Annotated in this window: 18 protein-coding genes; 8 read left to right on the top strand and 10 right to left on the bottom strand. The window is 73.4% G+C overall.

From position 1 onward, the window contains the following. Positions 1-366: 366 nt before the first annotated feature. Genes ABT160_RS16205 through ABT160_RS16190 form a run of 4 tightly spaced genes read left to right on the top strand, consistent with a single transcriptional unit; the run spans position 367 to position 5103 of the window. Positions 367-3657: a sensor histidine kinase gene (locus tag ABT160_RS16205; protein WP_351647966.1), complete on the top strand. Its 3291-nt coding sequence runs from the start codon at positions 367-369 to the stop codon at positions 3655-3657. Beyond that, entirely contained in the window at positions 3654-4091 is a 438-nt protein-coding gene (locus ABT160_RS16200; protein ID WP_351647963.1) for a roadblock/LC7 domain-containing protein, read from the top strand. The genes ABT160_RS16205 and ABT160_RS16200 overlap by 4 nt, the downstream gene beginning before the upstream one ends. Positions 4092-4103: 12 nt before the next feature. Next, entirely contained in the window at positions 4104-4517 is a 414-nt protein-coding gene (locus tag ABT160_RS16195) for a DUF742 domain-containing protein (protein ID WP_351647961.1), read from the top strand. After that, positions 4498-5103, top strand: coding sequence for a GTP-binding protein (locus ABT160_RS16190; RefSeq protein ID WP_351647959.1), 606 nt, complete (start codon positions 4498-4500; stop codon positions 5101-5103). Before ABT160_RS16195 ends, ABT160_RS16190 begins: the two co-directional genes overlap by 20 nt. Before the next feature lie 156 nt (positions 5104-5259). On the opposite strand, the gene glpK is transcribed toward ABT160_RS16190, so the two are convergent. From glpK to ABT160_RS16160, 6 genes are all read right to left on the bottom strand, one after another. After that, on the bottom strand, positions 5260-6777 hold the full coding sequence (gene glpK / locus ABT160_RS16185; RefSeq protein WP_351647957.1) for a glycerol kinase GlpK: 1518 nt from the start codon (positions 6775-6777) through the stop codon (positions 5260-5262). A gap of 219 nt (positions 6778-6996) precedes the next feature. Then, on the bottom strand, positions 6997-7758 hold the full coding sequence (locus ABT160_RS16180; RefSeq protein WP_351647955.1) for an MIP/aquaporin family protein: 762 nt from the start codon (positions 7756-7758) through the stop codon (positions 6997-6999). Positions 7759-8166: 408 nt separating this feature from the next. Next, positions 8167-9357 (bottom strand): lipid-transfer protein, encoded by a 1191-nt coding sequence (locus ABT160_RS16175; protein ID WP_351647953.1) that lies wholly within the window; start codon positions 9355-9357, stop codon positions 8167-8169. Then, the gene (locus tag ABT160_RS16170) at positions 9354-9785 is read right to left on the bottom strand and encodes a Zn-ribbon domain-containing OB-fold protein (RefSeq protein ID WP_351648113.1); all 432 of its coding nucleotides are present in this window, start codon (positions 9783-9785) and stop codon (positions 9354-9356) included. The genes ABT160_RS16175 and ABT160_RS16170 overlap by 4 nt, the downstream gene beginning before the upstream one ends. Positions 9786-9924: 139 nt before the next feature. After that, positions 9925-10281: an Mpo1-like protein gene (locus ABT160_RS16165; RefSeq protein ID WP_351647951.1), complete on the bottom strand. Its 357-nt coding sequence runs from the start codon at positions 10279-10281 to the stop codon at positions 9925-9927. Between the two features lie 164 nt (positions 10282-10445). After that, positions 10446-11255, bottom strand: a complete 810-nt coding sequence (locus ABT160_RS16160; RefSeq protein WP_351647949.1) for a M15 family metallopeptidase — start codon at positions 11253-11255, stop codon at positions 10446-10448. 180 nt (positions 11256-11435) lie between these two features. Here ABT160_RS16160 and ABT160_RS16155 point away from each other — a divergent pair, with 180 nt between their 5' ends. After that, entirely contained in the window at positions 11436-11987 is a 552-nt protein-coding gene (locus ABT160_RS16155) for an NUDIX domain-containing protein (RefSeq protein ID WP_351648111.1), read from the top strand. A gap of 57 nt (positions 11988-12044) precedes the next feature. On the opposite strand, the gene ABT160_RS16150 is transcribed toward ABT160_RS16155, so the two are convergent. After that, positions 12045-14414, bottom strand: coding sequence for a glycoside hydrolase family 31 protein (locus tag ABT160_RS16150; RefSeq protein ID WP_351647947.1), 2370 nt, complete (start codon positions 14412-14414; stop codon positions 12045-12047). A gap of 247 nt (positions 14415-14661) precedes the next feature. Here ABT160_RS16150 and ABT160_RS16145 point away from each other — a divergent pair, with 247 nt between their 5' ends. After that, complete coding sequence (locus ABT160_RS16145; protein ID WP_351647945.1) at positions 14662-16656, top strand: acetoacetate--CoA ligase; 1995 nt, start codon at positions 14662-14664, stop codon at positions 16654-16656. A gap of 42 nt (positions 16657-16698) precedes the next feature. On the opposite strand, the gene ABT160_RS16140 is transcribed toward ABT160_RS16145, so the two are convergent. Beyond that, positions 16699-18018 (bottom strand): aminotransferase class I/II-fold pyridoxal phosphate-dependent enzyme, encoded by a 1320-nt coding sequence (locus ABT160_RS16140; RefSeq protein ID WP_351647943.1) that lies wholly within the window; start codon positions 18016-18018, stop codon positions 16699-16701. A gap of 79 nt (positions 18019-18097) precedes the next feature. On the opposite strand from ABT160_RS16140, the gene ABT160_RS16135 reads away from it, so the two are divergent. Together ABT160_RS16135 and ABT160_RS16130 are read left to right on the top strand one after the other, a co-directional pair. Continuing rightward, positions 18098-19381: an MFS transporter gene (locus tag ABT160_RS16135; protein WP_351647941.1), complete on the top strand. Its 1284-nt coding sequence runs from the start codon at positions 18098-18100 to the stop codon at positions 19379-19381. A gap of 22 nt (positions 19382-19403) precedes the next feature. Then, positions 19404-20297: a DUF8829 domain-containing protein gene (locus ABT160_RS16130; RefSeq protein ID WP_351647939.1), complete on the top strand. Its 894-nt coding sequence runs from the start codon at positions 19404-19406 to the stop codon at positions 20295-20297. A gap of 69 nt (positions 20298-20366) precedes the next feature. Here ABT160_RS16130 and ptsP read toward each other — a convergent pair whose 3' ends face one another. Then, positions 20367-22037 (bottom strand): phosphoenolpyruvate--protein phosphotransferase, encoded by a 1671-nt coding sequence (ptsP, locus tag ABT160_RS16125; protein WP_351647937.1) that lies wholly within the window; start codon positions 22035-22037, stop codon positions 20367-20369. An 80-nt stretch (positions 22038-22117) separates the two neighbouring features. Then, positions 22118-22567: a PTS sugar transporter subunit IIA gene (locus ABT160_RS16120; RefSeq protein WP_351647935.1), complete on the bottom strand. Its 450-nt coding sequence runs from the start codon at positions 22565-22567 to the stop codon at positions 22118-22120. Between the last annotated feature and the right edge of the window lie 466 nt (positions 22568-23033).

Raw genomic sequence — 23033 nt, 5'->3', positions numbered from 1 at the left:
CAACCGGGTCGGGTGGGAAAGTGCCGGTTCGCCAGGGGTCATTGGCGAGCGTCGGAATCGGCAACTCCGTGAATACCAGGACATCTCATGATCAACGCTTCAGGCCAAGGCCGAAAATCGTCCGGACGTGCCTTCGAGTTGTTCGTGTGACAGTAGTAGGCTCACGCCGTTTGTTGGCGCGGGCGTCGCGCGAGCGCGCCACGGTGCTTGTCAACACGCGTCAACAGCAAGCCGGTTGTGCGGTCCAGGTAGGTCCTCCCCGTAGGCCCTCCCGGTAGGTCCGCGGCCAACCGGTCGTGCAGTCCGTCAGACCGGAACAGACGACCAAGAGCCCCCGCTCCGGCCGGGGTCGAGCTGGGGGAGGCCATGCGCTTTCGCGGGAAGTCCATCCGCAGGAAGATCGTGGCGTTGCTCCTGGTGCCGCTCGTCTCCCTCAGCTGCCTGTGGGGCTTCGCCACGTACCTCACGGGGCGCGAGGCCAACCAGCTCCTCGAGGTGTCCCACATCCTCGACAAGGTCGGCTACCCCCTCGAAGAGGCCGTCCGGGTCGTGCAGAAGGAACGCCGCCAGTCGCTCGTCTACCTCGCCGACCCGCGCGAGTCCGAGGCCCTGAGCGCCCTCAAGCGCCAGCGCACCGAGACCGACCGGGTGATCGCCACGGTGCGCGCCAGCGCCCACGCGGACGGCGTGCGCGACGACCTCGACGCGCAGGCCGCCCGGCGCCTGGACTCCATCCTCGAACGGCTCGACGGGCTCAGCGCCCTGCGCCGCTCGGTGGAGGACCGCTCGGTCGGACGTTCCCAGGCGCTCGACTTCTACAACCGGCTGGTCGACCCGGTCTACACGTTCCTCATGGGCCTGCACGCCCTGGAGAACATCGACATGGACAAGCAGGCCCGCGCCCTCATCGGCGTCGTCAAGGCCCGCGAACTCCTCTCCCGCGAGGACGCCGTGATCGCCTCCTCGCTCGTCGCCAAGCGCTTCACCTCCGACGAGATCCGCACCGTCTCCGAGCTGATCGCCTCCCGCAAGCTGCTGTACGAGATCAACCTGGAGGTCCTGCCCGCCTCCGAGCGCGACGTCTTCGAGCAGTACTGGCGCAGCCCCGACACCGAGCCGCTGCGCACCGCGGAGGAGGCCGTCGTCGCCGCGGGCGCCACCAGTTCACCGCGCGCGGTGACGGCCGAGCGCTGGCAGCAGGCCGTCGGCAGCGTCATCGAGGGCCTGGAGAGCGAGGGCACCGCCTCCGGCAAGCGCTACGAGGCGCGCGTGAAGCCCGTCGCGTACAACGTCCTGATCAAGGCGGGCGTCGCAGGCATCCTCGGCTTCGTCGCGCTGCTGCTGTCCGTGGTCATCTCCGTACGCATCGGCCGCGACCTGGTCCGCGACCTCACCCGGCTGCGCAAGGAGGCCCACGAGGTCTCCGGCGTGCGGCTGCCCAGCGTGATGCGCCGGCTGGCCGCGGGCGAACAGGTCGACGTCGAGACCGAGGCACCGCACCTGGAGTACGAGCGCGACGAGATAGGCCAGGTCGGCCAGGCGCTCAACACTCTGCAGCGCGCCGCCGTCGAGGCCGCGGTCAAGCAGGCCGACATGCGCCGCGGCGTCTCCGAGGTGTTCGTCAACCTCGCCCGCCGCAACCAGGTGCTGCTGCACCGCCAGCTGACCCTCCTGGACACCATGGAGCGGCGCACGGAGGACACCGAGGAACTCGCCGACCTGTTCCGGCTCGACCACCTCACCACCCGCATGCGCCGCCACGCCGAGGGCCTCGTCATCCTCTCCGGCGCCGCACCCTCCCGGCAGTGGCGCAAGCCCGTGCAGCTCATGGACGTGGTGCGCGCGGCCGTCGCCGAGGTCGAGGACTACGAGCGCATCGAGGTGCGCCGGCTGCCGCGCATCGGCGTCGGCGGCCCCGCCGTCGCCGACCTCACCCACCTCATCGCCGAACTCCTGGAGAACGCGACGGTGTTCTCGCCCCCGCACACCGCGGTGCAGGTGCACGGCGAGCGGGTCGCCAACGGCTTCACCCTGGAGATCCACGACCGGGGCCTCGGCATCGCGCCCGAGGCGCTCCTGGAGGCCAACCTGCGGCTCGCGGAGACGCCGGAGTTCGAGCTCTCGGACACCGACCGGCTCGGCCTGTTCGTCGTCAGCCGCCTGGCCCAGCGCCAGAACGTCCGGGTCTCCCTCCAGCCCTCCCCGTACGGAGGCACCACCGCGGTCGTCTTCATCCCCGCGGGCCTGCTGACCGACGCCCCCGACACCCAGGGCACCGGCATCCGTCTGGACGCCCCGGAGGAGCGCCGGACGCCCGGCCCCGGCCCGCGGCGCGCCGCCCTCGCCCAGGTCCCGCCCTCCGGCCTCGCCGACCCGTCCGTCCTGGACGGTCCGGTCGAACTGGAGGCCGCCGGGCCCCTCGGTCCGGAGCGCGGCACGGAACTCCCGGTACGCGGCCCGCTGGGCCTGGAGCCCGCCGAAGCGAAGCCCGTGCGGGGTCCGCTGGGCCTGGAGCGCGGCACCGAGCCTCCCGTACGCGGACCGCTGGGCATCGAGGACGGCCAAGAGACGCCCGTGCGCAACCCGCTGGCCGACATCGAGGCCACCGAGAGCGAGCGCGGCGGCATCTTCCGCGCCCGGGGCAGCGGCCGTGCCCACCTGGCCCCGGCCGGGAGCGAGCAGCACCAGCAGGCCGACGACGCGCGGACCGGCGCCGACGGTGCCGTACCGCTGCCGCGGCGCAGGCCGCCCACGCTGGTCGCCGACCACGGCCGGCGCGTCGACGAGCCGGGCCGCTCCCACCCCGAGCCCGAGCGCACGGGACCACGGCCGGCCGGCGACGCGCGCGGTGGCGGCATGTTCCCGTCCGCACTGGTCCCCGAAGGGCTGATACCGCCCGGCCGTGAACCCGAGGCGCCCGTCCGTGACGGCGAGGGCCCCCAGGGCGGGTCGGCACGCGGTACGGAGAGTCTCATCCAGGGCGGCAGGGTGCACGAGATCCGCGAGGGCTGGACGGGCAACCGCCGTACGGTCGACGACTGGCCCACCGGTACGCGCACGGGCACTGCCGAAGGCGCCCCGGGGGGCACGCCCACGGACCGTACGGACACACGGGCACCGTCCGGGGACCGTACGGACACGTCCCCCGCCGCACCGTCGACCGCCCCCACCAGCCCTGCGGGCGCCCCCGCCTGGGACGCGCACGCGGCAGCCGGGCAGAACGCACTGCCCCCCGCCCGCACCGGGTCCCCGGCCTGGCCGGTCCCGGCGACCGGCGGCCCCGGAGCCGTACCGCACAGGGGCTCGCGCACCGGGCGCCCGGAGGGCGATGGCACGGACGCGCCCGGCGGCCCGCCCGACTTCGGCGGGCTGCCCCGGCGGGTGCGCCAGGCCAGCCTCGCGCCGCAGCTGCGACAGGCGGCCGCCGAAGAGGCGCGCGCCGCCGTCCGGCCCGGGCCCGACCGGGCCGACCAGGACCTGGAGCGCGACGCCGACGAGGTGCGCGACCGCATGGCCTCGCTCCAGCGCGGCTGGCAGCGCGGCCGCCGGCAGAACGCCGCCGACAACGGCAAGGCGAGCGCCGACGACACCGCGACCGCCGGCCCCGGCGAGAGCGCCACAGCACGAGGAACCACTCCGGAGGGGAACGGTCGATGACCGCACCGAACGCCGCAGCATCCAACGCCGCCGGGAACACGGGCGAGCTGAACTGGCTCCTCGACGAGCTCGTCCAGCGCGTCGGCAGCATCCGCAAGGCGCTGGTGCTCTCCAGCGACGGACTCCCCACCGGCGCGTCCAAGGACCTCACCCGCGAGGACGGCGAGCACCTGGCCGCGGTCGCCTCCGGCTTCCACAGCCTCGCCAAGGGCGTGGGGCGGCACTTCGAGGCGGGCCGGGTCCGCCAGACCGTCGTCGAGCTGGACGACGCCTTCCTCTTCGTCACGGCGGCGGGCGACGGCAGCTGCCTCGCCGTCCTGTCGGACGCCGACTCCGACGTCGGTCAGGTGGCCTACGAGATGACGCTCATGGTCAAGAGGGTGGGTGCCCACCTCGCGACCGCACCGCGCACGGGCCTGCCCGCTGGAGGGTGATCGGGGGATGAGATGAGCGACGCAACGGAAGAGGACCGGCAGGGCGGCGCCGCGCACCACTGGTACGACGACGACGCGGGCCCCGTGGTCCGTCCGTACGCCATGACGCGCGGGCGGACCAGCACGGCGTCACGGCACCGTCTCGACCTGATCGCGGTGGTGGTCCCCGAACCGGCGGCCGACGACCCCGGCCGGGACCAGACGCTGTCCCCGGAGCACGTGGAGATCGTCGAACGCTGCAGCGACCTCCCCCAGTCCATCGCCGAGCTCTCCGCGAGCCTGGACCTGCCCGTCGGGGTGGTCCGGGTCCTCGTCGGCGACCTCGTCGAGGACGAACTCGTCCACGTAACCCGTCCCGTTCCGCCGGCCGAACTGCCGGACGTGAGCATTCTGCGCGAGGTGATCAATGGCCTTCGGGCGCTCTAGGCGCAACAAGCCGCCGGTCGAGCCGGTGACGCTGAAGATCCTGGTCGCGGGGGGCTTCGGGGTCGGCAAGACGACCCTGGTGGGCGCGGTCAGCGAGATCCGGCCGCTGCGCACGGAGGAGACGCTCAGCGAGGCGGGCCGCCCGGTCGACGACCTGCACGGCGTCGAGACGAAGACGACGACCACGGTCGCCATGGACTTCGGGCGGATCACGCTGCGCGAGGACCTGGTCCTGTACCTGTTCGGCACGCCCGGACAGGACCGCTTCTGGTTCCTGTGGGACGAGCTGGCCACCGGGGCGCTCGGCGCGGTGGTCCTCGCCGACACGCGCCGGCTTCAGGACTGCTTCGCCGCCGTGGACTACTTCGAGCGCCGGGGCATCCCGTTCACCGTCGCCGTCAACTGCTTCGAGGACGCGGACCGCTTCCCGGTCGAGTCGGTGCGCGGCGCCCTGGATCTGGACCCCGACGTCCCGCTGCTGCTGTGCGACGCGCGCGACCGGGAGTCCGTCAAGGAGGTCCTGGTGGCGGTCGTGGAGCACGCCCTGACGCTGTCGGAGCGCCTGCGCGAGCCGGCGGCCACCTGAGGGCCCGGCGGCCGCCTGTGCCCCGCACAGGGCCGCCGCGGGACGCTGGCGAGGGCCACGGCCCGTACCCCCGCCGACAGGGGTACGGGCCGTGAGTCGTCCGGAGCGCTCCCGCGCGCTCCGTCCCGCCGGGCGGGAACGCGCGTACGGGGCCTGTCAGTCGTCCTCCTCCTGCCAGCCGAAGCTGCGCTCCACCGCCTTGCGCCAGCGCGCGTACTCGCGCTCGCGCTCCTCGGCGCCCATCCGCGGCGCCCACTCCTCGTCCCGCTTCCAGTGGGTCTTCAGCTCGTCGGTGCCGGACCACACCCCGGTGGCGAGCCCGGCCGCGTACGCGGCGCCCAGGCACGTCGTCTCCGCGACCTGGGGCCGGATCACCGGCACCCCGAGCACGTCCGCCTGGTGCTGCATCAGCAGTCCGTTGGCGGTCATCCCGCCGTCCACCTTCAGGGTGGTGATCCGCACGCCCGAGTCCTGGTACATGGCGTCCACCACCTCGCGGGTCTGCCAGCTGGTGGCCTCCAGGACCGCGCGGGCCAGGTGCGCCTTGGTCACGTACCGGGTCAGGCCCGTGATCACACCGCGCGCGTCGGAGCGCCAGTAGGGGGCGAACAGGCCGGAGAAGGCGGGCACGATGTACGCGCCGCCGTTGTCGTCCACGCTCGCCGCCAGCGCCTCGATCTCGGACGCGTCGCGGATGATGCCCAGCTGGTCGCGGAACCACTGCACCAGCGCCCCGGTGATCGCGATCGAACCCTCCAGGCAGTACACCGGGTCCTGGTCACCGATCTTGTAGCCCATGGTGGTCAGCAGTCCGCTCTTGGACGGCACCGGACGGTTGCCGGTGTTCAGGAGCAGGAAACTGCCGGTGCCGTACGTGTTCTTGGCGGTGCCCGTGTCGTAGCAGGCCTGGCCGAACACGGCGGCCTGCTGGTCGCCCAGCGCGGACGCCACCGGTACGCCGCGCAGCTGTCCGACGGCCGTTCCGTACACCTCGGACGAGGAGCGGATCTCGGGCAGCACCGCCGCGGGCACGCGCAGCGCGTCGAGGATCTCCCGGTCCCACTCCAGGCGTTCGAGGTCCATCAGCAGGGTGCGCGAGGCGTTGGTGACGTCGGTGACGTGCACGCCGCCCTCGGTGCCTCCGGTGAGGTTCCAGATGAGCCAGGAGTCGATGGTGCCGAAGGCGATGTCGCCGCGCTCGGCGCGGGCGCGCAGTCCGGGCACGTTGTCCAGCAGCCAGGCCGCCTTGGGGCCGGAGAAGTAGCTGGCCAGCGGGAGCCCGGTGGTGTCGCGGAAGCGGTCGGGGCCGTCGCTGCCGCCCAGTTCGCGGCAGAGCGCGGAGGTGCGGGTGTCCTGCCAGACGATCGCGTTGTGCACCGGCTTGCCGGTCGAGCGGTCCCACAGGACCGTCGTCTCGCGCTGGTTGGTGATGCCGAGGGCGCTCAGCTGGTCGGGGCGCAGCCCGGCCTTGGCGAGCGCGCCCGCGACGACGGCCTGGACCTTGGACCAGATCTCGGCGGCGTCGTGCTCCACCCAGCCGGGCTTGGGGAAGATCTGGCGGTGCTCGCGCTGGTCGACGGCGACGGCGCCGCCGTCCTGGTCGAAGATGATGCAGCGGCTGGACGTGGTGCCCTGGTCGATCGCCGCGACGTAGGTGCGGGAGGTGTCCGTCATGACGGCTCCTTGGCTCCGCGGGAGGCGGAAGGGGGAGGGGAGTCTGCGGGGGCGGGGCGCCGGTTGTGGCCGGGAGGGTGGGTCGGTACGGGCTCTCGGGACGGAGGGGCGGTTCGGGGAGTACGCGGATCGGGCTCTGTACGGACCGTGGGCGGGCTCCGTACGCGCGGTTCGCGGGCTCTGTACGTGTCACCCGGTACGGGGCGTTGAACACGTGCCTCAGTACAGGGCGTTGAAGACCAGTCCGGCCAGCAGCCCGCCGATCAGCGGGCCCGCCACCGGGATCCAGGCGTAGCCCCAGTCCGACGTCCCCTTGTTGGGGATCGGCAGCAGCGCGTGTGCGATGCGCGGGCCGAGGTCGCGCGCGGGATTGATGGCGTAGCCCGTGGGCCCGCCGAGCGACAGGCCGATGCCGACGACGAGCAGCGAGACGAGCAGGATCGAGATGCCGGAGCCGTAGATGCCGGCGTCCTGGCCGGGGATCTGCCCGATGCCGATTCCGTCGTTGCGGCCGAAGGCCAGGATGGGCAGGACGAGCGCGATGGTCGCGATGACCTCGGTGATCAGGTTGGCGACCGGCTTGCGGATCTCGGGGGACGTGGAGAAGATCCCCAGCGTGGGCAGCGCCGCCGACTCCTCGGCGTTGGCCTGGAACTGCGCGAAGTAGACCAGCCAGGTCAGCACGGCGCCCGCGATCGCGCCGACCATCTGCCCGAGCAGGTAGAGCGGTACCTTGCCCCACTCTCCGGTGTCCACGGCCAGGCCCAGCGTGACCGCCGGGTTCAGGTGCCCGCCGGACAGCGGGGCCGCGGTGTACGCGCCGGCCAGTACGCCGAAGCCCCAGCCGAAGGCGATCACCACCCACCCGGCGGCTCTCGCCTTGGAGTGGTGCAGTGTGACGGCGGCGCAGACGCCCGCGCCGAACAGGATGAGGATCGCCGTGCCGATGGCCTCGCCGACGAAGATGTCCCCGTTGCTCATGGCGGCTCCTGACGTGGGTGCTTTCCCAGGGCGACGGAGCCGGGGCAGGGGAGGGCCCGTGTCCGCTCGGCGTCCGTGACGAGCGTGGTGAGCGTGCCGACGTGCGGCGATGCCGACGAAGAGGCAGTTTTCACCGGCGGTGACGGGCCGTCAAGGTCGCGGACAGCAAGCCCAGTTCACGGGGTCGGCTGGACACCCGGGACGAGAACGCCAACCCGTTTCGTACGGGGATGGGGCCCGGCGTGCGTAGGGGGGCGGGGCTTCCGGGCGTACGGAACCGGGGCGGCGACGACCCGGAGGAGCACGCCCCGGGCCCCGGCCTCTCCGGGCCCCGGCCTCTCCGGGCCCCGGCCTCTCCGGCTTCCCCGGACCCCGGCCCTTCAGCCTTCCGCCCTCCCCGCCCCTGCCTCAGCGCACCACCACCACGGCCGACCCGTGCCCGAACAGCCCCTGGTTCGCGGTGATCCCGGCCCGTGCGCCCGTCACCTGGCGCTCCCCGGCCGTGCCGCGCAGCTGCCAGGTCAGTTCGCAGACCTGGGCGATCGCCTGCGCGGGCACTGCCTCGCCGAAGGACGCCAGGCCCCCGCTGGGGTTCACCGGCACCCGTCCGCCGAGCGCGGTGATGCCCTCTCGGACCAGCTTAGCCCCTTCCCCGGCGCCGCACAGTCCGATGTCCTCGTACCACTCCAGCTCCAGCGCCGTGGACAGGTCGTACACCTCGGCGAGCGACAGGTCCTCGGGCCCGATGCCCGCCTCCTCGTACGCGGCCCGCGCGATCGAGGCCCGGAAGCCCTGCTCCGGGGCCGCGACGGCCGTCGTGGAGTCCGTGGCGACGTCGGGCAGGTCGAGGACCGTGCGCGGGTAGACCGGCGTCACAGTGGACACGGCCCGCACCCGCACCGGGTCGGTGACCCCGCGCCGTCGCGCGAACTCCATCGACGACAGCACCAGCGCCGCGCCGCCGTCCGAGGTGGCGCAGATGTCCAGCAGCCGCAGCGGGTCGGCGACGACCGCGGAGGCCGCGACCTCCTCGGCGCTCACGGCCTTGCGGTAGCGCGCGTGCGGATTGAGCGCGCCGGCCGCCGAGTTCTTCACCTTGACCTGTGCGAAGTCCTCGACGGTGTCGCCGTACAGGGCCATCCGGCGGCGCGCGTAGAGGCCGAAGTACGCCGGGTTGGTCGCGCCGAGCACCCGGAAGCGCAGCCAGTCGGGGTCGTCCGGCCGCTCCCCGCCCGCGGGGGCGAAGAACCCCTTGGGCGCCGCGTCCGCGCCGACCACCAGCACCACGTCAGCCAGTCCCGCCAGGATCTGCGCCCGGGCCGTCGCGATGGCCTGCGCCCCGGACGCGCACGCCGCGTAGACGCTGGTCACCCGCGCGCCCTGCCAGCCCAGGGCGCGCGCGAAGGTCGCGCCCGCCACGTAGCCCGGGTAGCCACCGCGCACCGTGTCGGCACCGACGATGGACCCGACGTCCCGCCAGTCGACGCCCGCGTCGGCGAGCGCCGTACGGGCGGCGGCCGTTCCGTACGTGGTGAAGCCGTGGCCCCACTTGCCCCAGGGGTGCATCCCGGCACCGAGCACCGCGACGTCCCCGCTCACGCGGTCACCCCCGCGGGCCGCCAGTGCCAGGTGGTCCAGACGGTGTCGGCGTCCTCGTTGAGCACTCCGGGCACCAGCTCGACCTCCATGCCCACGGCCAGGTCCGCCACCGCGACTCCGGGCGCGGCCTGCCCGAGGACGACCATGCCCTCGTCGGCCAGCTCGACCGCGACCAGCGTGTAGGGCTCCCAGGCGGCGTCGGGGTCCGAGACGTACGGGGCGGGCGGCCGGTAGCGCCCGTCGGTGTACGACCAGACCCGGCCCCGCCGGGACAGCGGGACCTCGGTGAGGTCGCCGCCCGGGCACCCGGGATTGCGGCAGTACGCGTCCTCGCGCGGGAAGTACACCGCCGAGCAGGCCGAGCAGCGGGTGCCGAGGAGCCGGAATTCCTCCCCGTCGCCGTCCGGTGTGAACCACCCGTCCACCACGGGTTTGCGTGTGCGTGTCACAGCCCCTCCCCGGCACGACATCTGACGGAACGTCAGAAGACTGCCACGCGGGCACGCCGAGCACCACCCCCGAACTGACGCTCAATCAGACGCTCCGGCTCGCCGCCGGGCGGCGCGGTCAGGCGTTCTCGGCCAGCCACTTCTGGGCTATCTCCGCCAGCTCCGCGTCCCGTCCCGCCAGCATCATCCGGATCATCTGCGCGTCCCCGCGCAGCGACCAGGCCGGGTGCCCGAAGGTGGCCGGGTTGTTCCCCTCGATCAGGAAGTGCGCGGGCCAGGCGGTCCCGTACCCGATCAGCGGGAGCGCCAGCGCGTACCGCGGGCGGCCCCGGACCAGTCCGTAGGCGCTGATGGCCAGGCCCGTCAGGGTCCCGGTGAGGTGCACCCAGCGGGTGGCCGCCTTCGAGTGCATCGCGACGTAGTAGGGCCAGAAATCCTCGTACGAATCGAACGTGCGCTGCTCTTTCCGCTCCATGTACGCCACGGTAACCGCCCCGCGGGAAACCGGTCAGGGCCTGTGGAAAACTCCGAGGAAGCAGTGCCCTGTGGGGGAGAACCGGGACGGCCCCCGCCGCGTCCGTTAGGAGTGGACGGGCGGCCGGGGCCCACGGGGGTGGTTCCGGCCGCCCGCCGCCGTCCTCAGCGCCGTCCGGTGAGCGAGCTCCAGGCGACGGGGAAGTCGAAGTAGGTGTCCGGGAAGGGCTCGGGCTTGAACGTGTAGTGCCACCACTCCTCGGCCAGGTTCACGAACCCCAGGCCCGTCAGCGTCGACTTCAGCAGCTGCCGGTTGGCGCGCTGGACCCCCTGGACCCGCGGGTCGTCGGTGTGCGCGAGCGTGTCGAAGCAGTCGAATCCGGTGCCCATGTCCACGGAGTTGTCGGGGAAGCGCTCCGAGCGCGGCGCGTAGCACGGCACCAGGGTCTCGCCGGGACGGTACGGCCGCGTCGGCTTCGCGGGCAGCCGCACGATGGTCAGGTCGACGGTCGAGCCCCGGCTGTGCCCCGACTTCTCGGCGATGTAACCGTCCTCGAACAGCCGGGACTTGTCGACCCGCGGATAGAACTCCGCCTTCATCCGCTCGTCCGCGAGGTCCTTGGCCCAGCGCACGAAGTGGTCCACGGCCCGCTGCGGGCGGTAGCAGTCGTACACCTTCAGCGAGTAGCCCCGGCGCAGGAGTTCCGACTGGGCCCGGTGCAGGGCCCGGGCCGCGGGGCGCGTCACGATGCACACCGGCGCGCGGTAGCCGTCCACCGGCTCGCCCATGAAGTCGTGGGCCGTGGTGTAGCGCATCTCCTGGATGATCGTCGGGTCCACCGCGGCCAGCGCCACGAACTCCCGGGGCGCCTTCGGTTCGGGCCCGGCCTGCGCGGCGGGCACGGTGGCCGTGGACAGCAGGGCGGCGGCCGCGGTCACGGCCAGGACGCGGAAAGCGGAAGCGAGTCGTGTCATGCGCACCCAGATACCAGGTGCGCGGGTGACGGCGAAAGACGATCGCCCCCGCGCGCGCCCGCGTGCGCAAGGCCCGCACGGGTCCGCACCGGACGGACAGCGCCGTCGCGAGCCTCTCGCCGACGGACCACGAGCCCCTGGCACACGCGCCACGAGCCTCACGCGCACGCACACGAAGGCATCCGAAAGCCCCCTGGAACCCCGCCCGGTGCACTACAGTCCGCGCCCGTGAGGAACTCCCACTGCTCCACCTGCGGCGCGCCCTACCCCCGGCCCCTCGACGGCTGGCCCCGCACCTGTGCCGCCTGCGGGGACACCGCCTACCGCAATCCGCTGCCCGTCGCCCTCGCCCTGCTGCCCGTGACGGACGAGCGGGGCACGTCACTCGTGGCCATCACCCGCGGCATCGAGCCGCACGTGGGCCGTGCCGCGCTGCCCGGAGGGTTCATCGACGACGGCGAGGACTGGCGGGACGCTGTCGTACGGGAACTGCGCGAGGAGACCGGGATCGAGGCGATCCCCGGCACCGTCCGGCTCGCCGACGCCATGAGCGCGCCCAGCGGCCATCTGCTGGTGTTCGGCCTGCTGCCGCCCCGCCCCGCCGCCGAACTCCCTCCCCCCGCCGCGACGGACGAGACCGAGGGGTGGCACCTGCTGCGCGCCCCCGAGGAGTTGGCGTTCGATCTGCACACCGCGGCCGTCCGGAACTGGTTCGCCGGCCGCTACGCCTGACGCGCCCCGCCGTACACCCCGCCCCTCAGGCACCCTGCCCCTCACACACCCCACCCGTCACAGCCCCCGCACCCGCACCCGGCGCTCCACGCCCCGCTCCGACCCCAGCCGCTCCACCACGACCTCCCCGTCCACCAGACGCGTCGCGTACCGCTCCACCTCCGACGGCTCCCACCCGTCCCCCGCGTCCGCGACCACCAAACCACCGCCGGTACGACCCGCCGCCGGGGCCCACACCTCCAGCTCCGTCCCCCCGTCCGCGCCCCGCACCGGCACCACCGAGCCCGCGCGTGCGAGCACCGGGATCCGCGAGTCCGCCGCGTCCGGCAGCGGCGCACTCAGGAGCACCTGACCCGGCCCCTCGTACGCCTCGCCCGTCACCGTGTCGTACCAGAGCCCCCGCGGCAGCCGCACCGCCCGCCGGTCCGTGCCCCGCTCGAACACCGGCGCCACCAGCAGCGCGTCACCCAGCAGGAACGCGTCCTCGCAGTCCCGCAGCGCCCGGTCCTCCGGCGCGCCCCACCACAGGGGCCGCACGTACGGCGCTCCGGTCAGCCGCGCCAGGTGCGCCAGGGTCACGAAGTACGGCCGCATCCGCTCCCGCTCGGCCAGCGCCACGCGCGCGTGCTCCAGGACCCGGGGCCCGAACTCCCACGGCTCCCTGCGGCCCGCGTCGATCGCCGCGTGGGTCCGGAACAGCGGCAGCCACGCCCCCAGCTGGAACCAGCGCAGGTACAGCTCCGGCGACGGATCGCCGTCGAAGCCGCCGACGTCAGGACCCGAGTACGGCACCCCGCTCAGCCCCGCCCCGAGCACCAGCGCCAGCGAGGCCCGCAGCCCCGGCCAGGAACTGCTCACGTCACCGGACCAGGTGCCGCCGTAGCGCTGCATCCCCGCCCAGCCCGAGCGCGAGAACAGGAACGGCCGCTCCTCGGGCCGCAGCCGCCGCAGCCCCTCGTAGCCCGCCCGCGCCATCGCCAGGCCGTACACGTTGTGCGCCTCGCGGTGGTCGCCGCCCCGGCCCTCCAGCGCGTGCCGCGCCGACCGGGGGAGCGTCATGTCGCCGAACGGCGTGAACGACACCGGCTCGTTCATATCGTGCCACACCCCGGCGAAGCCCTGGGCCAGCCGCTCCTCGTACAGACCGCCCCACCACGCGCGCACCGCCGGATCCGTGAAGTCCGGGTACACGCACTCGCCCGGCCACACCACGCCCCGCACCTCACGCCCGCGCGCGTCCCGCACGAACGCCCCCTCGGTCCCGACAGCCGCACCGCCTTCGTGCAGCGGCCCCTGCGCCTTGACCGCCGGATCCACGATCGACACCAGCCGTACGCCCTGTCCGGCCAGGTCCTTGGCCAGCCCCGGCAGATCGGGGAAGCGCTCCCGGTCGACGGTGAACACCTGGTGCCCGTCGTAGTGGTCGATGTCCAGGTGCAGCACGGACAGCGGCAGTTCGCGCCGCCGGTAGCCGTCGACCACCCGGCGCACCTCCGCCTCGCTGCCGAACCCCCAGCGCGCGTGCTGCGGCCCCAGCGCCCACGACGGCGGCAGCGCGGGCGCGCCCGTCAGCTGCGCCCAGCCGTGCAGCACGCGCGCGGGAGTACCCACCAGCACCCAGCACCGCAGCGGCCCGCCGCTCATCCGCACCTCGCTGCTGCCCGGCCGGTCGTGCCCCGATCCGGCGCCCTCCTCGCCCTCGCGCAGCAGCACCCGCCCGTCCCACGTGCTGTCGTGGAACGCCAGGTGCGTCCCCGCGTCGGAGACCACCAGCTGCAGCGGCATCGTGATGTACAGCGGATCGTCGTCCGGGCCGAAGCTGCCGCGCGGATCGGTGTTCCACAGCCGGTAGGAGCCGTCCCGCAGCCGGGGCCCCGCGGCCCGGCCGCCCAGGCCGAAGAACCGCGCGTCCGCCGGCACCTCGCTGCGCTGCACCCAGCGCGCCGGCCCGCCCCGCACCGGCTCCCACCACCTCGGCGGCAGGTCCCTGCGCAGCACCACGCCGCCCGGCGTGCGCACCTCCACCGCCCCGTGCCGCGACACGGTCACCGTGACCCGCTCGGACACCACCCGCCAGCCACCGTCCTTGTCGGGCTCCAGGACGGCCCGCGGGTCCGGCTCCGGCGCCTCCCCGGCCAGCGCGTACGACGGCAGCGGCAGCGCGCCGTCCCAGCCGTAGAACACCGCGCCGCCGCTCGCCACGACCACCCGCAGCTCGGAGCGCGCGAACCGGACGACCCCGCCCCCCGGCACCACCTCCGTCCCCGTGACGGCGCCGGGCACGCGCGCGCGTTCGGGGCCGCGCGGCGGCAGCCCGGCCGCGTCCGCCCGCCGCTGCCGCCAGGTGGAGCGCAGCGCCCGCAGCCCCTGCGACGTACCGAACATCCTCACCGCGCGTACCGAACGCGCCAGCTCACGACCGTCCATGCAGCTCACCCTGCCACTGACCGGGGCGTTCCCGGGGTCCGTTCAACTTCCGTTCACCCGTCCCGGGACTCCGCACGTACATGGTGCGCCGACACATGCCGCACCCCTTCGGCATGTGCGGGCAACCCTGGTGCGAAAGACGATCACGTGGCATCGTCCGTGTCAGCCACGCGTCCGCGCACACCCCTGCACGTGCGCGGGACGCACGCCCACCCTCGTGTAGAGCCAGGAAGCCGGGAGCCGCCCCATGACCTCGTCCCCTGCCACCCCCGCACCGGAGCCGGCAGCCCTGTGGCAGCCGGACGAGGCCCGTGTCGACGCGGCGGCCGTGACCCGCTTCCAGGCCTGGGCGGCCGAGCGGTACGGAGCCCCGGCCGAGGGCGGCTACCCCGCACTGCACCGCTGGTCGGTGGAGCACCTGGACACGTTCTGGGAGGCCGTCGCCGTCTGGTTCGACGTCCGCTTCTCCACGCCCTACGCGCGCGTGCTCGGCGAACGGACCATGCCCGGCGCCCAGTGGTTCCCCGGCGCCACCCTCAACTACGCCGAGCACGCCCTGCGCGCCGCCGCCGACCGCCCCGACGAGCCCGCCCTGCTGCACGTCGACGAGTCGCACGAACCCGTCCCCGTCAGCTGGGCCGAACTGCGCCGCCAGGTCGGCTCCCTGGCCGCCAGGCTGCGCGCCCTGGGCGTACGCCCGGGCGACCGGGTCAGCGGCTACCTTCCCAACGTCCCGCAAGCCGTCACCGCCCTGCTCGCCACCGCCGCCGTCGGCGCCGTGTGGACCTCCTGCGCCCCCGACTTCGGCGCCCGCAGCGTCCTGGACCGCTTCCAGCAGGTCGAGCCGGTGGTCCTGTTCACCGTCGACGGCTACCGCTACGGCGGCAAGGAGCACGACCGCCGCGACACCGTCGCCGAACTGCGCCGCGAGCTGCCCGGCCTGCGCGCGGTGGTGCACATCCCGCTCCTGGGCACCCCGGCGCCCGAAGGCGCGCTGGACTGGGACGAGGTCACCGCCGGGGACACGGAGCCGGTCTTCGAGCCGGTCGCCTTCGACCACCCCCTGTGGGTCCTGTACTCCTCCGGAACGACCGGCCTGCCCAAGGCCATCGTCCAGTCCCAGGGCGGCATCCTCCTGGAGCACTTCAAGCAGATCGGCCTGCACTGCGACCTGGGCCCCGAGGACCGCTTCTTCTGGTACACCTCCACCGGCTGGATGATGTGGAACTTCCTCGTCTCCGGCCTGCTGACCGGCACCACGGTCGTCCTGTACGACGGCAGCCCCGGCTACCCCGACACCGGCGCCCAGTGGCGCGTCGCCGAGCGCACCGGCGCCACCCTGTACGGCACCTCCGCCGCGTACGTCATGGCCTGCCGCAAGGCCGGGGTGCACCCCACGCGCGCGTACGACCTGTCCAGGATCAAGTGCGTCGCCACCACCGGATCGCCCCTCCCTCCGGACGGCTTCCGCTGGCTGCACGACGAGTTCGCGGACAGCGGCGAGGACCTGTGGATCGCCTCCGTCAGCGGCGGCACGGACGTGTGCAGCTGCTTCGCCGGCGCCGTCCCCACCCTGCCGGTGCACATCGGCGAGCTCCAGGCGGCCGGCCTCGGCACGGACCTCCAGGCGTGGGACCCCGCGGGCAAGCCGCTGACGGGCGAGGTCGGCGAGCTGGTGGTCGCCGCCCCGATGCCGTCGATGCCGGTGTACTTCTGGAACGACCCGCACGGCAGCCGCTACCACGACAGCTACTTCGACATGTTCCCCGGAGCGTGGCGGCACGGCGACTGGATCACGATCACGGAGCGCGGCTCGGTCGTCATCCACGGACGCTCCGACTCCACGCTCAACCGCCAGGGCGTGCGCATGGGTTCGGCCGACATCTACGAGGTCGTGGAACGCCTCCCCGAGGTCCGGGAGTCGCTCGTGATCGGCCTCGAGGAACCCGACGGCGGCTACTGGATGCCGCTCTTCGTCCACCTCGCCGAGGGCGCGACGCTCGACGACGGGCTGCGCGAACGCATCCGGGCCGCGATCCGCGCGAACCTGTCGCCGCGCCACGTCCCCGACGACATCATCGAGGTCCCCGGCGTCCCGCACACCCTCACCGGCAAGCGCATCGAGGTCCCCGTCAAGCGCCTCCTGCAGGGCACCCCGCTCGCCAGGGCCGTGAACGCGGGCTCGGTGGACGACGTGTCCCTGCTGGGCTTCTACGAGGAACTGGCCCGCACCAGGAAGTGACCGCGAACCGTCGCGCCCCGGGCCGCACCCGGGGCGCGCGGCTCAACCGCCGTACAACGCCTCCGAATCGCCGAGCACGGAGGCGAAGTCGCCGGCCAGCCGCCGTGCGTCCGCCACGTCGAGCCCCGCGGTCGTGATCCGTACCGCAGTGGGGGACGCGATCCGGAACCGGGCTCCCGCGGCCACCCACCATCCGTGCGAGCGCAGCCCGTTCACCACGGCGGACTCGTCGCGCACCGGTACCCACACGCTCAGCCCGCTCGCGCCGTGCGCGGCGATCCCGCGCGCGCCCAGCTCCCGTACCAGCGCCTCGCGCCGCTCGGTGTAGGCGCTCCCGGCGGACGCCACCACCGCGCGCGTGGCCGGGTCGTCCATCGCCCGGGCCGCCGTCTCCTGGAGCACGTGGCTGACCCACCCGGACGTCATCAGCATCCGTCCGTCGTGTCGCGCCAGTGTCGCCGCGTCACAGGCCACACCCGCCCACCGCAGATCGATGCCCAGGTGCTTGGAGACCGTCCGCACCTGCGCCCAGCGGGGGAGCCCGGCCGCGGCGAGGGAGTACGCGGGCACCCCGGAGATCTCCGCGTTGTGGTCGTCCTCCACCACCAGGACGTCGGGGGAGGCCGTGAGGATCCGGGCCAGGTCGTCCCGCCGTCCGGGCGAGAAGCACCCTCCCATCGGGCTCTGCCCGCGCGGGCTGCACACCAGTGCCCGTACCCCCGACCGCAGTGCGGAGCGCAGCGCCTCGGGAGTGATCCCCTCGTCGTCGACCGCGACGGGCACGGTGCGCAGCCCCAGCGCGGCCACCAGGTCCAGCAGGTGGTGGAAACCGGGGTCCTCCACGGCCACTGCGTCGCCGGGCCGCAGTTCGGTGGAGAGCAGCCGTGCGATGCAGTCCAGCGCCCCGTGGGCGAACGTCACGTGCTCGGCGGGGACCCCGTCGCGCGCGAACCACGCGCGCGTGAGCCCTTCGAGCCCGGCCAGCCGGGGCGCCGCGCGATGGGAGCCCGGCACGGGCAGGACCTCGGCGGGCGGGTGCAGGACCGGCAGGAACGCCGGGTCGGGATGGCCGCCGGCCAGGTCGCGCAGTCCCTCGGGAACCCGGGGCGGGCGGCGGGAGGCGACCGCGGGGGCGTGTGCCACGACGGTCCCGCCGCGCCCGCGCGTGACGACGACGCCGCGCTGGCGCAGCTCCTTGTAGGCGGTCGCGACGGTCCCGGGGCTGACCCCCAGCTCGTCCGCCAGCCTGCGCACCGGGGGGAGGGCGGCGCCGGGCCCGAGCCCGCCGGCCGCCACCGCGCGCTCGACGGACGCGGCGATCCCCTTGGCCGTGGACCCCGTGATCGAATATTGTGCTGCCACGTTCCAAATAATGTATCAATACAAAGGCGTGGTCAAGTGCGACGTGCGCGAGGCCGCGTGTGGGGGAAATAACGTGAACATGCTCGATCGAGCCCGCACCGCCGTGCGGGACGTACCCGGCGGCCGCGACGGCCGCCGCATGCTCCTCGTCCAGTTCATCGACAAGATCGGCACCGGCCTCTGGGCCGCCGCCGTCGCGCTCTACTTCACGTACGTGACCCACCTCGGCGTCGGACAGATCGGCATCCTCGTCGGCGTCTCCGGCGCCCTCGGCATCGCCGGAGCCCCCCTCGCGGGCCGCCTCGCCGACCGCTTCCCGGTCACCCACGTCCTCATCGGCTCCCAACTCCTGCGCGCCGCCGCCCTGCTGGCCCTGCTCACCACCCACGACTACGCCCTGCTCCTGGTCCTCTCCGCGATCGGCGCCCTGCCAGACCGGGCGAGCAGCGTCCTCAACAAGCTCTACGCCGCCCGCGCCGCCGGCCCCGACCGCGTCCGCTACCAGGCCGTACAGCGCACCATCGGCAACCTCGGCTGGGCCGTCGGCGGCCTCGGCGCCGCGGCCGCGCTCTCCTTCGCCACCGCCGCCGCCTACCAGGCCCTGCTCATCGCCAACGTCCTCTCGTACGTCCTGATGGCGGCCCTCACCGCCCGCTGCGCCGAACCCCAGGCACCCACCCGGGTCGTGCGCACCCACGACCCGAAGTCCACCGGCGCCCCCGACACCCGGCCGCCCCGCCCGTGGCGCGACCGGACCTTCCTCCTCTACACCGCCACCGAAGCCGTGCTCTTCCTCGACGACGCGATCCTCCAGGTCGGCATGCCGCTGTGGATCGTCCACGCCACCGACGCCCCCGTCGGCCTCGCCCCGCTGATCCTGGTCCTCAACAGCGTCCTCGTCGTCCTCTTCCAAGTCCCCTTCTCCCGCTTCGGCACCACCCCCGCCGCGGCCCGCCGCCTGCTCGCCCCGCTCGCCGGCGCCTACGCCCTCGGCTGCCTCGCCCTCTCCGCCTCCACCACCGACGGCCGCTGGACCGCCACCGCGGCCGTCCTCCTCGCCGCCGTCGCCCTCACCTTCGCCGAGATCATCCACGCCACGGTCTCCTGGGAACTCTCCGTGCACCTCGCCCCCGCCGAGGCCCAGGGCGCCTACCTCGGCGTCCACGGCCTCGCCCCCTCGGTCCAGCGCAGCGCCGGACCCCTGATCGTCACCACCGTCATCGCCGTCGGCGCCCCCGCCTGGCCCGTCCTCGCCGCCGTCCTCGCCGCCACCTGCCTCGCCCAGAACGCCCTCGTGCGCCGCCACGAGACCGCCACCACGACGCCGTTGTCAGTCCCCCCGGTTACGGTGAGTGAGCACTGATCGACAGACTCAGGGGGAAGTCATGGCACAACCGAAGAACACGACATCCATGCGGCGCGCCCTGCGCCGCGACGTACCCAGCGCCGTCGGCCTGCTCGCCGACCCGCACGACTTCACGGCCATGGGCCGCTACCGCACCTTCGCCTTCGACGACCACGACACGTATCTGCGCCAGGTCGACGGCCTCCTCAGAAGCCTCGCCACCGAAGGCGGCCACACCGCCGTCGCCCTCTTCGACCCCGAGGAGTACGAGGAGTACTGTGCCGGGGCCGGACTCGACCCCGACACCCCCGACAGCCGGAGCCGCTTCACCGCCGAGGTCGCCGCCAGCGGCGCCTGCGTCACCTACCGCGGCCAGCCCATCGACCACCTGGTGCCCCAGGTCGTCAACCAGGCGGTCCGCCACGCGACATGGGAGTACGCGACCGTACTGCTCTCCGGCGTGGGGGAGTGCGCCGAATGCGGCGAGGACATCGGCCGCGCCGCCTTCGACCAGGCCTCCCACCTGATGGTCGCCCTCCTCGAAGGCGCCGGGCCCGGCATCCACCACGTGGTGTGCAGCGTCCCCGCCGACGACGAACACCTCATCGCCGTCCTGCACGCCGAGACCGACGCCTCGGGGCCCGCCCGCCTCGACACCTCCGAGGGCGCCGAGTTCGCCACCGTCCTCGCCGCGGGCATCGCGCTGCGCAGCCCCGGCGGAGTCGTCCTGCGCACCAGCACCCCCGAAGCACCCGACGTGCTCCGCGGATGGCGCCTGGCGCACGGCCGGCTCGAACCGCTCAGCGAGGCCGAGGTGTTCAACGCGTACTGCACCGACGCCACCACCGGCGACCCGCTCTCACCCGAACCCGGCGTCGAGTACCGCGCGGGCTACCCCGTCGACCCCGGGACCCACTGGCCGCGCCACCACTGAGGCCGGACACGCGAAAGGGGCTCCCCGCCTCGACGGCGGGAAGCCCCTCCACGACCTGCTCGGGAACGACTACTCCCCGGACAGCACCGCCTGCGCCGCCACGCGGGCGTCCTCGGCCGTGTCCGCCGCACGCGCGGCGGCGGCGGCCCGCTCGCACTGAGCCAGCGTGTGCTTGGCCAGCGTCGCGCGCACATAAGGAATCGACGCCGCGCCCATGGAGAGGGAGGTGACGCCCAGACCGGTCAGCACGCACGCGAGCAGCGGGTCGGACGCCGCCTCACCGCAGACGCCACAGCTCTTGCCCTCGGCCTTGGCGGCCTCGGCCGACATCGCGACCAGGTCGAGCAGCGCGGGCTGCCACGGGTCCTGCAGGCGCGACACCGCACCGACCTGACGGTCGGCGGCGAAGGTGTACTGCGCCAGGTCGTTGGTGCCCAGCGACAGGAACTCCACCTCCTGCAGGATCGAGCGGGCGCGCAGCGCGGCGGAGGGAATCTCCACCATCGCGCCGAACTTCGCCTGCAGACCGGCCTCGCGGCACGCGTCCGCGAACGCCTTGGCGTCCTGGCGGTCGGCCACCATCGGGGCCATGACCTCGAGGTAGACCGGCAGGCCCTCGACGGCCTTGGCCAGCGCGGTCAGCTGGGTGCGCAGGACCTCGGGGTGGTCGAGGAGGCTGCGCAGACCACGCACGCCCAGCGCCGGGTTGGGCTCGTCGGCCGGCGTGAGGAAGTCCAGCGGCTTGTCGGCGCCGGCGTCCAGGACGCGCACGACGACACGACCCTCGGGGAACGCCTCCAGGACCTGGCGGTACGCCTCGACCTGCTTCTCCTCGGACGGCGCCTGCTTGCTGTCGTCCAGGAAGAGGAACTCGGTGCGGAACAGGCCCACACCCTCGGCCCCGGCCTCCACGGCCGCCGGGACGTCGGCGGGACCGCCGACGTTGGCCAGCAGCGGCACCTTGTGGCCGTCCGACGTCGCGCCCGGGCCGGTGGAAGCGGAGAGCGCGGCCTTGCGCTCGGCGGCGGCGCTCTCCAGCGCGGCCCGCTTCTCCTCGCTCGGGTCCACGAAGATCTCGCCCGTGCTGCCGTCCACCGCGATCACGGTGCCCTCGGCCAGCTCACCGGCGCCCGGCAGGGCGACGACGGCCGGCACGCCCAGGGCGCGCGCCAGGATGGCGCTGTGGCTGGTCGGCCCGCCCTCCTCGGTCACGAACCCGAGCACCAGGGCCGGGTCGAGCAGCGCGGTGTCGGCCGGGGCCAGGTCGCGCGCGATCAGTACGTAAGGCTCGTCGCTGTCCGGTACACCGGGCATCGGCACGCCCAAGAGGCGGGCCACGATGCGGTTGCGGACGTCGTCGAGGTCCGCGACGCGGCCGGCCATGTACTCACCGGCACCGGCCAGCAGTTCGCGGTAGTGCGAGAAAGCGTCGTACACGCCGCGCTCGGCGGTGCTGCCGACCGCGATGCGCCGGTCGACGTCGGCCATGAGCTCGGGATCCTGGGCGATCATCGCCTGGGCCTCGAGGACGGCCTGGGCCTCGCCGCCCGCCAGATTGCCACGCGCATTCAGGTCGGCTGCCACAGCCTCGACGGCCTGACGGGCGCGCCCCTGTTCGCGCTCCGCCTCCTCCGCCGGGATCTGCTTCGCCGGCGGCTCGAGGACCGCCGTTCCCATGTGCCGAACCTCGCCGATGGCCACACCGTGGCTCACGCCGACGCCTCGCAGCGTTGTCTCCATCTCACCGTCTCCGATAGGGCGGCGGCTGTCCGCCGCCACGTTGAATGCTCTCTGTTACTCGGTCCGTCCCGAGTAGACGTCTACTGCCAGCCGAACAGCGCGTCACCGGTGGTGACGTCGCCGGTCTCGATGACGTCGGAGAGGGAGTCGGCAGTGGCCTCGAGGGCGACGACGGGGCACACGGGGGACTTCCCGGCGGCCTCGACGTCTGCGGGGTTCCAGCGGACCACGGCCTGGCCGCGGGTCACGGTGTCACCCTTGCTGACGAGGAGCTCGAAGCCCTCGCCGTTGAGCTGCACGGTGTCGATGCCCAGGTGCGTCAGCACGCCGTGGCCCTCGGAGTCGACGACGACGAAGGCGTGCGGGTGCAGGGAGACAACGATGCCGTCGACGGGAGCGACGGCCTCCGAGGGCTCACGCACGGGGTCAATAGCGGTACCCGGACCGACCATCGCTCCGGAGAACACCGGGTCGGGTACAGCAACGAGTCCGATGGCGCGGCCAGCGAGCGGCGACGTCACGGTAGTCATGGGAGCCTCCCAGGGGGCGGAGAATCTGGCGCCGTCACTACCTGTCCTGGACGGCGCACTCTTTGAAGAGGGTAAGTCATAAGAAGTCCCAGTTCCGCACGAGAGGTGGCGGTTGGCGGAGCTAGGGACGGCCGCTAGCGATTTGCCTCATGTACTCGCGGCATGTACTGTCGTACTCCTGCCTGACCCCAACGCGACTTTGAGTCGAAGGTCGGCAGCACTTGTCTAGTCCAATCCTCTCCCGGATGGCAATTTCGCGTGCCCTTAGGGCGGCGGTCAGAGGGACTGAAAAAGACTGATAGAGTGTGAATCGCCGGAAAGGGAAACGCGAAAGCGAAGAACGGCCCGGCAGCCCGCTCCAGCGGGTGGCAGAAACGGAAATCGGATCTGCTAAGCTGGAAACACGAAAGACCGAAGGGAAGCGCCCGGAGGAAAGCCCGAGAGGGTGAGTACAAAGGAAGCGTCC

This window comes from Streptomyces sp. NPDC001941 (assembly GCF_040296945.1).
In the GTDB taxonomy this organism is placed as follows: Bacteria; Actinomycetota; Actinomycetes; order Streptomycetales; family Streptomycetaceae; genus Streptomyces.
The sequence above is the reverse complement of the archived record's forward strand: the minus strand, read 5'-3'. Positions and strand labels throughout refer to the sequence as shown.

Coding starts and splice junctions, on each gene's coding strand:
- ABT160_RS16205 (WP_351647966.1), top strand. CDS start 367: ATGCGCTTTCGCGGGAAGTCCATCCGCAGGAAGATCGTGGCGTTGCTC.
- ABT160_RS16200 (WP_351647963.1), top strand. CDS start 3,654: ATGACCGCACCGAACGCCGCAGCATCCAACGCCGCCGGGAACACGGGC.
- ABT160_RS16195 (WP_351647961.1), top strand. CDS start 4,104: ATGAGCGACGCAACGGAAGAGGACCGGCAGGGCGGCGCCGCGCACCAC.
- ABT160_RS16190 (WP_351647959.1), top strand. CDS start 4,498: ATGGCCTTCGGGCGCTCTAGGCGCAACAAGCCGCCGGTCGAGCCGGTG.
- glpK (WP_351647957.1), bottom strand. CDS start 6,777: ATGACGGACACCTCCCGCACCTACGTCGCGGCGATCGACCAGGGCACC.
- ABT160_RS16180 (WP_351647955.1), bottom strand. CDS start 7,758: ATGAGCAACGGGGACATCTTCGTCGGCGAGGCCATCGGCACGGCGATC.
- ABT160_RS16165 (WP_351647951.1), bottom strand. CDS start 10,281: ATGGAGCGGAAAGAGCAGCGCACGTTCGATTCGTACGAGGATTTCTGG.
- ABT160_RS16160 (WP_351647949.1), bottom strand. CDS start 11,255: ATGACACGACTCGCTTCCGCTTTCCGCGTCCTGGCCGTGACCGCGGCC.
- ABT160_RS16150 (WP_351647947.1), bottom strand. CDS start 14,414: ATGGACGGTCGTGAGCTGGCGCGTTCGGTACGCGCGGTGAGGATGTTC.
- ABT160_RS16145 (WP_351647945.1), top strand. CDS start 14,662: ATGACCTCGTCCCCTGCCACCCCCGCACCGGAGCCGGCAGCCCTGTGG.
- ABT160_RS16135 (WP_351647941.1), top strand. CDS start 18,098: ATGCTCGATCGAGCCCGCACCGCCGTGCGGGACGTACCCGGCGGCCGC.
- ABT160_RS16130 (WP_351647939.1), top strand. CDS start 19,404: ATGGCACAACCGAAGAACACGACATCCATGCGGCGCGCCCTGCGCCGC.
- ptsP (WP_351647937.1), bottom strand. CDS start 22,037: ATGGAGACAACGCTGCGAGGCGTCGGCGTGAGCCACGGTGTGGCCATC.
- ABT160_RS16120 (WP_351647935.1), bottom strand. CDS start 22,567: ATGACTACCGTGACGTCGCCGCTCGCTGGCCGCGCCATCGGACTCGTT.